This is a genomic window from Enterovibrio sp. FF113 (assembly GCF_041439165.1).
Lineage (GTDB): Bacteria > Pseudomonadota > Gammaproteobacteria > Enterobacterales > Vibrionaceae > Enterovibrio > Enterovibrio norvegicus_A.
In genome coordinates, this window is sequence record NZ_JBGONO010000009.1 from 65,944 (window position 1) to 79,078 (window position 13,135).

The 13,135-nt window shown below is 42.8% G+C and carries 9 protein-coding genes; 7 read left to right on the forward strand and 2 right to left on the reverse strand.

The annotated features are described in order from the left end of the window. The first annotated feature begins 75 nt into the window (after positions 1–75). The 3 genes from ACED36_RS08970 to ACED36_RS08980 all read left to right on the forward strand — a co-directional run bounded on the left by ACED36_RS08970 (position 76) and on the right by ACED36_RS08980 (position 7,808). Positions 76–7,236, forward strand: coding sequence for an RHS repeat-associated core domain-containing protein (locus tag ACED36_RS08970; RefSeq protein WP_016961183.1), 7,161 nt, complete (start codon positions 76–78; stop codon positions 7,234–7,236). Continuing rightward, positions 7,233–7,484 (forward strand): hypothetical protein, encoded by a 252-nt coding sequence (locus tag ACED36_RS08975; protein ID WP_016961181.1) that lies wholly within the window; start codon positions 7,233–7,235, stop codon positions 7,482–7,484. The genes ACED36_RS08970 and ACED36_RS08975 overlap by 4 nt, the downstream gene beginning before the upstream one ends. 81 nt (positions 7,485–7,565) lie before the next feature. Beyond that, positions 7,566–7,808 (forward strand): hypothetical protein, encoded by a 243-nt coding sequence (locus ACED36_RS08980; protein WP_016961180.1) that lies wholly within the window; start codon positions 7,566–7,568, stop codon positions 7,806–7,808. A gap of 84 nt (positions 7,809–7,892) precedes the next feature. Here ACED36_RS08980 and ACED36_RS08985 read toward each other — a convergent pair whose 3' ends face one another. Together ACED36_RS08985 and ACED36_RS08990 are read right to left on the reverse strand one after the other, a co-directional pair. Next, the gene (locus tag ACED36_RS08985; protein WP_139128080.1) at positions 7,893–8,792 is read right to left on the reverse strand and encodes an IS4 family transposase; all 900 of its coding nucleotides are present in this window, start codon (positions 8,790–8,792) and stop codon (positions 7,893–7,895) included. Further along, positions 8,789–9,091, reverse strand: a complete 303-nt coding sequence (locus tag ACED36_RS08990; protein ID WP_139124445.1) for a hypothetical protein — start codon at positions 9,089–9,091, stop codon at positions 8,789–8,791. Before ACED36_RS08990 ends, ACED36_RS08985 begins: the two co-directional genes overlap by 4 nt. Positions 9,092–11,280: 2,189 nt before the next feature. On the opposite strand from ACED36_RS08990, the gene ACED36_RS08995 reads away from it, so the two are divergent. From ACED36_RS08995 to ACED36_RS09010, 4 genes are all read left to right on the forward strand, one after another. After that, positions 11,281–11,637: a hypothetical protein gene (locus ACED36_RS08995; protein WP_371733146.1), complete on the forward strand. Its 357-nt coding sequence runs from the start codon at positions 11,281–11,283 to the stop codon at positions 11,635–11,637. Between the two features lie 66 nt (positions 11,638–11,703). After that, complete coding sequence (locus tag ACED36_RS09000) at positions 11,704–12,036, forward strand: hypothetical protein (RefSeq protein ID WP_016961174.1); 333 nt, start codon at positions 11,704–11,706, stop codon at positions 12,034–12,036. Positions 12,037–12,044: 8 nt separating this feature from the next. Then, a complete protein-coding gene (locus tag ACED36_RS09005) occupies positions 12,045–12,437 on the forward strand; it encodes a hypothetical protein (RefSeq protein WP_083252369.1) in 393 nt (130 codons plus the stop codon). Positions 12,438–12,799: 362 nt separating this feature from the next. Continuing rightward, positions 12,800–13,135 carry a hypothetical protein gene (locus ACED36_RS09010; protein WP_016961173.1) on the forward strand — a complete coding sequence of 112 codons (336 nt, stop codon included), beginning with the start codon at positions 12,800–12,802 and terminating at the stop codon, positions 13,133–13,135.

Sequence of the window (13,135 nt, forward strand, 5' to 3'; positions counted from 1 at the left end):
CCGATATTGCAAGGTTAGTGTTCCTCATAAAAGCCGCACATTCACTCTCACAAAAATAATAATCAGGTAGTAGATATGGACATCTGTTCGTCTGTCGTTGGCGCACCAAAAAATACAACATTATTAATAAAGTGGGTGGCTGTTTTTTTAGGTACCCTGATAGCTTTCACTTTTCCTATTTCATCGCATGCATTGACCTCTAGCACAGGGAAAACCGCCGTTTTAGCGGGAGACTTTTCTGTTTCGGGCGGCGAAGCAGCCTACTCTCTCCCTATTTCAGTATCGCCAGGCCGTGCTGGACATCAACCATCGCTATCTCTCGAATATCGCAGTGATTCCCCCAACGGAAACTTGGGCATGGGTTGGTCAATCGGTGGTTTGTCAGCCATCACGCGCTGTGGAAGAAACTTAGCCATTGATGGCCGCTGGGGTGGCGTGCAGTTCAATACAGATGACAGATACTGCCTTGATGGCAAAAGGCTGATTGCGATTACAGGAAAAGATGGTGGTCATACCACTGAGTATCGCCTGAAAGAAAATGGCTACTCAAAGATTATTTCATTTGGCACTGCCGGAAGTGGCCCTGCTTACTTTAAGGTTTGGACCAAAGATGGTTCAGTTTATGAATATGGTGTTACTGGCGACTCACGCGCAGAGCTACCCGGCCAAGCTCATGTTTATAAGTGGGCGCTGAATAAAATTACCGATGTTACTGGTAATAACAGCATTAGCTTTTACTACGCTGAGAATCAAACTATTGGTAGCCATAAAATCGTTTCTATTGATTACATTGGCGGAGAAATATTATTTGGTTATGGCTCAAGAAGCGACGTGACAACATCGTATCTAAATGGCAGTAGTCTTATCCGGAATGAAAGACTGACAAGCATCACAACTAGAGATAGTGCCAACACAGTTATTGGTATTTACTCACCAAGTTACATATATTCTTCTGGGACAAGCCGTAGCCTTATTAATGGCCTCAACTATTGTACGAATGAAAGCTGTTCAACACCAATTGATTTCAATTGGAGGTTTCAAAAAACTGCTTCTTATACGCAGACTACGTCCGACCTCATCCAACCTAGATATATTGATTCCGACAGAGATGGAAAGCTCTCTAGCTACGGTATTGTTAAAAGGACGAAAGGGTTAGAAACATGCGGCGATGACATTGGCCCTAGTCATCTCAATACAGTAAAACACCCAAGTGGCCACACGACAGAAAACAATGATGATAGTTTCACCCTTATAGGTTCAATCGATTCTCCATCTTTAAGTATCCAAAAATGGGAAACAACGGGTAGACAGCACTGTCAAGAAGAAGGTGAAATGCACCTATCGGCAGTAGCCACACCAAAAGATCTTTGCGTCGAAGGCAACTACTCGCCATCATCAGATGGAGTCCTATCTGCATATTGTAAAAATAACGTAGCTGGAGATTTCAACGGTGATGGCAAAGAAACGATCAAGCAATCATTTATAAAACCAAGTTTCACTATTGATTTAAACAATGACGGCATTGATGACTACGCATACAAACGTGCTCCAAATGCTTTCGTGTACCAACTATCAGGCGCAGGTAACGATGTCAAGCTTGAAGTTGCATCCCCGGTTGGACTGGGTTACGACGTAAATATTAACGTGGTGGATATTAATAACGACGGACTACCCGACGTAGTAAGCTATAACCCATACCCAAACCAGCTTAGAATTTACCTCAATAACGGCAAGGGGTTTTTACACACACAAACTCTATCCATACATAACAATGCCATATTTGAAACTGGCGAACTAGATTTTGTCGATATTAACAATGATGGCTACCCAGAATACTTTAAAGATGGAAATTTCTATAAAAACAATTTCGGTTCAATTGACGCCTCTAATATAGTTAAAACCATACCACTTGATAATATAAATTCTCGCCATAAGAATTACAGCGTTAATTTTCCTGACATAAATGGTGATGGATGGGCAGATACGGTTATCACGTCTGCATTTCGTGAAAGCTCAAACTATCAAACTGGCGCTGTTACACCAAATGCCATTCAACATATCTCATCAGGTGGAATCCAAGACAAGATTTACAAGATTCAAGAATCTGGCGTCGATTACACTATTAACTACAAATTCGCCACAGATGCCAGCGTTCATAAACAGATCCATCATTTCGCCTACCCTTACCTCAACACCACCCCTCGCCGTTTCCTAGTTTCAAATTACAGCAAAGCCCCCAAAGGCTACTCACCAACCAGCTACAGCTATTTCTATGAAGGTGCGCGTTCACACGCTAAAGGCTATGGATTTTTGGGTTTTCAAAAAATAACCCGTACTGAAAATGCGGCGATCAAAACCGTCATCAGCACCACGTATGAAGTCAATGACGGCATTATAGCGGGCAAACCACTTTCCATTATTGAAACCCGAAATGGCAAAAAGGTGGGTGAACAGACTTTTAACTACAAAAAGGTCGCACGCCAAGGCTATGGTGCGCAGTATTACCAAAGCTATGCCAATAGCATCACCAATATCGCCTATGACTTAGCCACCCAAGCCGTTAAGCGCAAAGAATTAACCACACGAACCCTTGATCACTTCGGCAATGTCGTCAGTGAAGCAACCGACATCACCAGTGGCATAGCTAAAGGCGGACATTTCACGACCAACACCATTAACCAATACCTCTCTAGCGGCGTTAACAGTGATCATCAGATATACGACATTACCTCTATCCAGAACATCGACAATTTTGAATCGACCCTAGCAAGCTTTAAAGCAGGCCTAGGCCGCTATTGCGGCAGTGACGGAAAGATCTACTTCAAACCCAATGATCATATTGTTCTCATCCACGGTGAAATCGACACCCCCATTGTTTTGCAACGCTACAACAGTTACTACCTTTACAGCACCACAGGTTCCTCTACTGACTTAGACGGTCTAACCACCATTAGTGGTGCATTGACCGGCATTACAGCATCAGCGTTTAATGCCGCCTCTCCAGCGTCTTGCGGCAGTTATGCATACAGTGATTATGATGGTGATGGGCAATCAGAATTTGCAACAACCAAATCGACTCGCACACAATTGGTAACAGAAGCTGCAGAGAACTTCTGGAAAATTGGCGCACTCAACGTTTCAACAACAACCATCGCTGACGAAGATAGCAATTTAATTCGCACAGTAGAAAATAGCTTTAACTACGATGGCAAGGGTCTACTTCAAGCGAACACAACGCGTGCATCGGAATACGGAACATCAAGCTCAATCTCTTCCGCTAAATATCTGACTAACGCATTTAAGTACGACGCGTATGGCAATGTGATCGAAACCAAATTGACAGGTTCTAATATTGACCATGCACGTATTTCCACATCGACTTATGACGCCAATAGCCTGTTTCCGAAAACACAAACCAACGCCAAGGGTCACACCACTACCTTTACTTACGACAATAACGGGCTATTGAAGCAATCCAAAAGTCCTCTCGCTGGCCGAACCGTTAGCTACAACTATGATGCCTTCCAACGCTTAACCAGCGAGACCCGACCTGGTTCAAATAACACAATCAGCCACAACTACAAGCTTGATACTGCGTGCTTCGCTGCAACGCCTAGAACGGCATCCTGCGCACAAACCAGCGCGGCTAATCGTGGCACTGTCATCACCCACTTTGACTATGCAGGTCATGAAATTCGTAGTCTTCATCAAGGTTTTAATGGCGAGTGGATCGTTAGAGACAACAATTGGGACAGAAGTGGCCGCAAAGTGTCAGCAACGCGCCCAAGGTTCCTCAATGATACGGCTATTTCTGTTGTCAATTTCCAATACGACGAACTGCACCGCGAAACACACAAAGACGAACCAGCAGCAAAGGGCGGCAGAGCCAGATTCAAAACCGCCTATACAGGGTTTGTTACCTCGCTGACTGATGCGCGTGGTTTCAACCACAGCACCACCCAAAACGTGCTGGGGCATATTCTTCGTAAAGACGAACCAGACAGTGCTTTCCAAACGTATGCTTACTACCCAGATGGCAAGCTCAAAGAGACCACAGATTCTTCAGGTAATGTCACTAAGATTGGCTATGACTCACTGGGTCACCGTAGCAGCCTTGATGACCCCGATATGGGCTATTGGGAATACACCTACAACGCTTTGGGTGAATTGAAAGTCAAGAAAGACGCGAATGGCGTAAAAACCACCCTCGCCTATGATGCATTGGGACGAAAAACGGCGGAGCAATATAACACGGGCGGCACAATGAAGTGGGTGTATGACACCCGAGGCAAGCCAGGCACATTGGCAGCGGTTATCGGAAATGAACTACGCACAGACTATTACTACAACGGCAATGGCTTGCTCGAAGAGGTTGCGAAGCAAACCAATGGCGAAAAATTCAGTTCGCACTACTTTTATGACGATTACGAACGTGTTAACCGAGAAGTGCGTCCAAACGGCATTGATACCTCGCGGCTTGCAGGTGCGAACAATTTAAGCAAAACAGAAAACCCCGATGACCGATTGGTGTTGGAATATGTTTATAACCCCAATGGCTATATGTCAGCCGTTCGCAGCCCGAAAAACTATGCCGATGAAGTATTCACCAGTGCCAGTTTCCGCGATGAAATTCGCCAACTGCTTACTCAGGCAATTCAGCTCGCGAATACCTATTTAGAACGCGCCGAAAAATACGCCATTCAAGAAGGCTTTTTTAAAAGCAAAGCCGCCGAATACAACCAGAAAACGGTAAACGTTCACACCTTAGATGGCTCTTCCGCTGCTATGCTGGCGGGAGGCTATCGCTACAAGCAATGGTGCAATGCCCAAGGAGAATGTTATTTACGCCCTGGCACGTGGGTATTGTTGCATGATGACGTGGTCACGCCCATCGATGTCACGCTTGATGGCGACATCTACCGTGTTGAGTCCACACTTGTGGGTAACAGCGCAGGTAAACGCAATTACTCCACCACGGTTCATAAGGTGTCTGACGCTGAATTTGGCAGCCAAGCGCTGTATGCAGCGCACGACTTTATTTTGACGGACTATGACAAAAACGGCCAACTCGACCTCATGTCGACGAACGACATCTACATTGCAAAAGCCGATACCGCCACACAAGAGGAGTTATTGTTTACCGCCGAAGATTTAGACCAAGCAGCCGCCATTGCGGGTAGCCGCTATAAGTTTTATACCGAACTGGCTGGTGCATTAATCTCCCTATCAGAGGATGTCGCAGCGCTTTCCGGTGTTTACTGTGAAATGGCCAACCAACTCGGGGGCAGCCTGACCACGGCGCAACGTTCAGATTGCCAAAACAACAAAGAAACCAGTCAGGCTGAGCAGCTTAATACCCTCTTAACTAACGCAGAATTAGCCGCAGCCAATGACGACAGCACGTACCTGTATTATTGGCAACGTCGCGAAACCGATGCGTGGGACCATACCCTGTCTGAAACGCTGGGTAATGGTTTGGTGAATACCTATCACCATAATGCCAATACAGGCCGACCAGACTATATTGCTACGCACAAAGCGAGTCAGTTATTTAGTAAAGGTGTGTCTGGTTATACCGCGACGGGCAGAAACCTTCGTTTGATTGAATACAAATATGATAATCATGACAACGTCACCTATCGTTATGACCAGTTCTTGGGCATTCGCGACGCCTTCGAGTATGACGGACTGGATCGCGTCACTAATAACAGTGTGGTTTTGGATACACCTGACAAACACTTGGCAGGCAACCCAGACTTCAATGGTCCGTTTGCGGTGCAATACGACAAGTTAGGGAATATCAAACAGCGTTCAGAAATCGGTGACTACACCTATAGCGGTGTGCAGGCTGGTCCACATGCTGTCACGCAAGCTAACGGCCTGACTTACCAGTATGATGACGTCGGTAACATGGTCAGCGCCAAAGCGGTGGCAGGCACTGACAATGCCATGGAGCGCGAACTGGAATGGAACGCGTTCAACAAACCAACCAAAATCACCCGCAACGGTAAAACCGTTGAATTCAAGTATGACGCCAACCACAGCCGCTATCTGAAAACTAACAGTGACGGTGTGGAAACCTTCTACTTTGATAAAACCTATGAGCGCGTCAAAGACACCACAACTGGCGAAGTACAACACAAACACTTTGTGTATGCCGACGGCAAGCTAATTGCGCTGAACACCCAAACCCGTGACAGCGAAGACAAACTCAAAGACAAGCAGGTGCGCTACCTGCACTATGATGCTTTGCAGTCCGTCGACATGATCACGGATGGTTATGGTGTGGTGGTCGAGCGCCGCAGCTATAATGTATGGGGTAAACAGCGTAAAGTAATCTGGCAGGAAGACAGCACGACATCGGTGCAGCTAAAAATCATTACTAACCGTGGCTATACCGGCCATGAGCAGATCGAGGAAGTCGGTCTGACCCACATGAATGGGCGGGTTTATGATGAGGAGGTGGGGCGGTTTATTAGTGCGGATCCGATTGTTCAAGCGCCGTTTGTGACCAATAGCTTTAATCGGTATGCGTATGTTTGGAATAATCCGCTGAAGTATCGAGATCCTTCTGGGTTTGTAGCAAGATCTCATTATGAAAGCAGTTTAGACTATGATCCTATATTGTCTGGTGCGGATTCCTATGCTGAACATATGGGCTCACGATATGGCAGTACTATAGAGATACAACAACCACATAACATGGGATCTTCTGGAAACTTATTTGGTGCTGCAGTTGCGGCAGCTATCCATGCTGTGGCTGCGAGTTCATTGCAAGACGAAATTGGCAACATCCAACAAAGCAAACCAGAAGATGTAGATGAGCCTCTTGATGCTGACAATGAAATTGAAACAAAATACCATGGCGAACCAACACAATTCGATGATGATGATATAGTATCGGTTGAGCTCAGAAATAAAAAGCATACTAATAGATTGGGGGGTGCTGCTGATGGGCATGGAATCACAATTACTTTAGAAGATGGTACAGAGATTGATGTAGAGGAAACTCGTGCGAAAGAGAAAAAGGACGACCCGTTCAATCCTTCAGGTAGAAGTCCGGTACGATTTAAGCACGCTTTAAGCAGCGATGGTAAGAAGAGAGTTGCTCAACCTAAAGAGTTAGATCTACTTCGAGAAGCTGTTGAAAACAAAACAAAACAAAACAAATCTTCAGACTCTAAAGCGAAGGAAGGAAACGAAAATAATGACAACAATGAGTATTCAGGAAGATGATTGATTACATAACCAAACAAAGAGTAACTGTAGAGCTAGATGAGAACAGCTGCCCAGTCATTGAAATAAGCAATTATAGCGACATGGATCAACTAGATGATATTCTCTCTGAGAAATTTCATTTAATATATATATACAGCACCACTACCCGCCTAAGAAAACATGGAGGAGAGCGATTTCATTTCAGCTCATTAGTTGATCGTGAAGAATTACAGAAAGTATTAGATTCTATTGATTTAAACGAATAAAACCCAAAAAAATCTTGAAATCCTAGCATCCATGCACTTATATATAATCACTTCAAAAAGAAATAAAGGATAGTGAGGACAATGATTGACAACGTAACAAAAAGAAAAATAGTAATAGAGCTTGATGAAGAAAGCTGTCCTTTTGCAGATGTGAGTAGCGCTAATGATGCTGATCGATTGGCGGAAAATTTAGCAAGAAAATTTCACATCCTTTCTATATTCTCTTACCACGAGCACTTAAATGAATATGAAGGAAAAAGACTCGAGTTCGGTGCATTAGTAGACCCTCAAAGACTACAAGAAATAATAGACACCATAGAGTAATTGAGAAGATTAGCACTTAATAACGGCGTTGTTGATCAAATAATTCGAAGACAACGGGGACAGCACTGAGGGATCCCCACAAAGTTAAGCAGTAACCTTTTGAGCTAACGATAATTTATCTAATAGTAATATAAGTGTGTCTCGCCAAACATCTACAGAGAATCGCCAAGACGACTTTTTATAGAGGCGTAAACCTAGGTTCATGTAGCTCAATACTCGCCGATCCTTGATGGAATTTGCTTGGAAACGACGCTGAATGCCTTGTTGTTCGGCGAGTAAACCTAACGTTATCAAGATCGTGTGCACAATGGTGCCAATCAGCACCAAGATACTCATTCTCTGTTGCTGTTTAGTGCCATGTAACGTCATTCCCAAGCCAAAGCGTTTTGATTTGCAATCTCTAAAAGCTTCTTCAATTTGCATTCTTTTCTCGTAAATGCCAACGGCTCGTTTTGCTAGGCCTCTACGAGCGGGTAAAGAAGTGACGAGTATCCATGGGTCATGAGCTCTGCGCGCATTTTTTCGGCTGTAGTTAGACTGTTGTCGCTGACCTTTTGCCGTTTTGGCTATTCGCCCTACAGGTTTTGCCTTATACAATACCATGTTGATTTTATAGGGATTTACGTTACCCATGTACCAGTTTTTCATTAACTTGGCGGTAGATGTTGCCTGTGGAAAGAGCGTTTTGCATAGCAACCCTTTCTCGCCATTATTGCTGAGACAAACACGTCCGCGTACTCGACCCATAAAGTGCCAACCTTGACCTCTGACTGCTTTAAACCAAGGGCGCTTAAATCCAGCATCGGTAACAATTATGGGGTGACTAAAAGGCGGCAATAGCAGCTTGAGTGTTGCCAAAAATGCGCTATGTGTGGCTGCCGTTTCCTTGGTTTCTATTGGATGAACTTCTTCGTAAAGAGTCAGGGAGCGCCCCTCAAAAGAGAGCGATGCTCGAAGTAAAAATAGCGTTTTTTGCTTATTCAAATCAGACCAATCAACATAATAACTGGCTCATTAAGGTGAGAGGAAAGCAGGGTAACAATATGTTTATATTGAATAATTTTCGCATTGAACAGATGGTCATTGGAGCACAGCCTATCTGCCCGTTTAATGGCATGTTTTTCATAAGCTTGCGTTGATATGCCTCGCCCCATTGAAGTTACAGAGAGTGAATGCCCCGATAAAATGCTCTCGACGCAGGCTCGAAAGGCATTTGCTCGAGTTTTATGCATTGAGCCAAGGATTGAAGAGAGAAAAAGCGATACGATGTTATTTACATTCATGGCGCTATTCCTGTTAAGGGTGAAAAACAGATTTGTTGTGGTGATAAATCTGTGATCACAAAGCACCATGAATGTTTCTAACAAAATGAATTCATTTGCTTTTTGTCTTATTTTTGAGGGGATACCTCAGGGACAGACACCCTAAGAGAAAGTCAGTAACTCTTCTATCAGCAAGCCATTGTTATAACGATAGATTTATCAGAAAATCACTCAAAACAGCTAAGTAACCAAATTTCGCATTAAATCACACAAAATCAGTGCGTTTCAGACAGCACAAAAACAGGCGATTGCCTGTTGGTTGAAGGGGTTTGGGCTAGGAAAGAGAATTTAGCCGTCGGGCAGTCTAAATCCCGACACTCGCTTTCGGTTTAGGAGAGGAAGTGCTGCTTTAATTGCGTGATGACTGCCCACTGACCTGCCCTGCTCCGCTTTTGTGCAGGCATTGAGCCAGTCGACAGAATCAAAGCCGATTCGGGAAATAATTGGCGGTATCGTGTTGACAATATAACCGCGTTTGTTGTCCCTGAGTTGTCTGCCTGCCCAGTCGATGTCCGCCATCAGAACGGCTAACGCTTTTCATCAGGTATTACTTCGTTGTTTGAATACAATCTTCACAAATCCATATTGCTACTACCTTCTCGACTCACTTGATAACAGATTAAAGACTAGCAAGGACAAATAATGAGAAAAAAATTGATAATCAAACTTACTCTTGTTGGGCTGTCATTAGTTATGTCACATCCAGTGATGGCACTTAGAAACAACACGTACAGCACCATAATCCAGATGAACTCTTGGGCAACGGAAAATGACATCTATTTAAGTGAAGATCATTTATGTACTGGTTCAGAAAAATCACTATATAAATTATCGAAAATTGATAACCAGCAATTTTCCCTACTACTCGCAGCATTTTCTTCCGGATTCAAGGTTAGGTTAAACTATGACTGTGCCTCTAATGACTACCCCATAATTACTGCTATTCGAGTTCAAAAATAGAAGTAATAACCTTAGCCAAATCAATCTTATAAAAATAGGCATGTGAAAAATGAACCACATTAAAATTTTGCCACTTATAATAACACTATTTTTCTCCAGCATTGCTAATGCGGCCAAGTGGAGCGGGCCTACTGATATACGAAAAATATACCCTCACTCAAATAACAACGGTGTAGGTACAATATATTTTTCATTTGGGACCATGATAAACCCCTCAGCTTGTTCTGAAAATTGGTTAATCGCACTAAGAAAAGACAATAAATTATCGAGTGAAATTTACTCCTTAATTTTATCAGCATTCACAACTGATAAAAAAGTGAATTACTACACAGGAGGTTGCGACGATTCAGGGTTCCCATTGTTACTTCACATTCAATTGGATAAGTCTTAAACCAAAAGTCATTAAAAGGTTAGACATGAGAATAACAGCACTCGCTTTACTATTATTTACCAGCTCCAGTTATGGAACCGTCTACTCTGTTGAAGCATCCCTTAGTGGAAATGCACTACATGTAATATCAACTGATACTCCCAGGCTGTATATTTACGGCGTTCCACTTAATGCTCAATGTGAACACCAGACTCCCGTATTATTGCTCGGTGGTGAGCACAAAAATCCAATCGCAGCCGAAATGTACTCTGCCCTGCTAATGGCAAAGGCAAGCAGCAAAAAGATCACCATCCAATCCACACACTGCTGGGAAGCGTGGTCAACACCTGTTATAACATCGATTTATATACAAGATTAGCAATGGGTTTAATACCATGATAAATATAAAGGCATTAAAAAAATCACTTTATCCACACTCTTATTATTAGTGCCTATTTCAGCACAAGCATCAATTAAAACAACAGCAACAGGAATAATAACGAAAATCTATGCTTATGATGATTGTGGTTCAATACACGGCGTTGAAGGTGCAGATATAGCGGTCTTCTTCCCAACAGGTTTGCCACAATGTGCGGCTGGCGTATGGCTTTCTCCTGCTCAACCGAGTTATAAGACACTAACCTCTTTCTTGCTCTCTGCTTACAGTGCGAATATATCTGTTCGCTTTCAAGTGTATGAAGACCAATTGTGGGCCGGAACCTCGAGCAAGTTAGGTAAGATTGATGCTGTTAGGTTGGAAAAATAAGATCAATACAACACATGCAGACAAACAATAATTTAATTATGGTGAATTAAAATCATGAAAGTACATTATTTCTTGTTTATATTTTTAGCATTACTCTCTTTCTATGCGAAATCAGAAATATCATATGATAACAAAGTAGGATGGATTGCAGTAAGCACTTTCAATTCAAACAAAGGGAATTTTGTTGAGTTAGAAAACCTGCTTCAAAATGAAAATGATTGCAGGCATGACCTTAACCACATGCCTAGAATTATGTTTTCTAAAGAAGATAAAGATATATTATCTCTTCTTTTAACCGCTAAGGCGTCAAACAGCTTCGTTGGATTTTATTATTCAAAAACCAGTTCTATCCCTAAAGCTACTGGTCATGGTTTATCGGAATGTGAATTCATTAACGTATGGATAAAATAGAGACCGCAGTAATCACCGCATTTTCCATCTCCTTTCACTATATCAACGACACCTAGAGAAACCACAATGAAGTATATCATTTTTCTCCTTGTTTTTTGCTTCAGTGCTCATGCAACCGAAAACCCCGGACCATTTAAGATAAAAGAAGTCTACATGGCCCACCCGGCCAATTTTCATTTTCGCGTTATATCAGATAACCCCGAAGCTTGGCACTGCCATAATGGCCCCAAAAACCCTGCGTGGTCTTTTATCAATGAAGCTGATCCTGGAAGCAAAGGAATGATGTCCGCATTATTGGCGGCATACGTTTCCAATAAGACTGTGACTTTAGTAACGCTGGGGGTTGATACATATGCTGGGCGTATGTGCCAAATTGTTGAATTCAAAATATCCCAATAGGTAGAAACATGCCACGAAGAATACTTTTATTTATGTCCTTGCTATTTTTAGCTATAGCAACATCAACACCAATAAGAGCTGCGACACCAATTTGTCATTCAACGCCTCACAATTACTGTCAATATCACGGGATGGTAAAAAGCATTTATGTGAACTCTGGAAACATAATACTTTTATATTTTGACACCCCATTACATATCAATTCCGCATCGTCAGTTGGCTTTAACGTCTCTTTTGGTGAAGCTGCTGCAATATACATTAATGATAACCCTGAATTTGCCAACCTTTTCTATTCCACAGCTCTAGCGGCTCAAGCTTCAAACCAACCAGTTACAATACAAATGCGTGGCGAACATTCTGGATATTTGAAAATTGACAGAATATGGCTATCAAAACAATGAGGTTCTCCATGATTAAATATTTTTTGTTACTAACTACCATCTCGGCTTTTAGTGCGAATTCTTATGCAGCAATCAACTGTAGCGGCCAAATAGAAGTGCTACTTCAATATAGTAATGGCGACGTCAATGTCCGAACCTCGTATAGAGGTGACTACACGGTTTTTTGTAATCTTGAAAACAGGTGGAAAGATGTAAGCCCTGAAGCTTGTAGAGGCATGCTAAGTATCCTTCTCGCAGCAAAATCTACAGGTAAGCCGATTTTGACGTACTACCCAACATCCGCATATAGCTGCGAGTCTCTTCCAATTTATGGAAGTACACCTGCTCCAACCTATGTTGGTTTGGTTGAATAAGGTTTCTCAATGAACAAAAAAGTGTCGTTTTTTCTTTTACTGTTATTTTCGTCCACAGCTATTGCCGAGCGACAGAGTGGTCAAATCACGGGCTATATCCCCTACACAAATGACGGCAAAAAAATCATCATCTTTCAAATAACATCTAATGTTAGCGGTGGTTGTAATACTACCGGACGATTTGCTGTTGATAGTTTGTCACCGATATATGAAGGGACTATTTCAGCAGTTATTGCCGCACACCATGCACAATCTCCTGTTACCATAATTTACACTCAAAGCTGCAAAGCATGGGATAACAGTTGGGATGCTCAAGGAGTCTGTGTTGGCAATATTCCATGTTGA

Bases quoted from the DNA above. Each gene is read 5' to 3' on its own strand.
- ACED36_RS08970 (WP_016961183.1), top strand. From the start codon at position 76: ATGGACATCTGTTCGTCTGTCGTTGGCGCACCAAAAAATACAACATTA.
- ACED36_RS08975 (WP_016961181.1), top strand. From the start codon at position 7,233: ATGATTGATTACATAACCAAACAAAGAGTAACTGTAGAGCTAGATGAG.
- ACED36_RS08980 (WP_016961180.1), top strand. From the start codon at position 7,566: ATGATTGACAACGTAACAAAAAGAAAAATAGTAATAGAGCTTGATGAA.
- ACED36_RS08990 (WP_139124445.1), bottom strand. From the start codon at position 9,091: ATGAATGTAAATAACATCGTATCGCTTTTTCTCTCTTCAATCCTTGGC.
- ACED36_RS08995 (WP_371733146.1), top strand. From the start codon at position 11,281: ATGAAAGTACATTATTTCTTGTTTATATTTTTAGCATTACTCTCTTTC.
- ACED36_RS09000 (WP_016961174.1), top strand. From the start codon at position 11,704: ATGAAGTATATCATTTTTCTCCTTGTTTTTTGCTTCAGTGCTCATGCA.
- ACED36_RS09005 (WP_083252369.1), top strand. From the start codon at position 12,045: ATGCCACGAAGAATACTTTTATTTATGTCCTTGCTATTTTTAGCTATA.
- ACED36_RS09010 (WP_016961173.1), top strand. From the start codon at position 12,800: ATGAACAAAAAAGTGTCGTTTTTTCTTTTACTGTTATTTTCGTCCACA.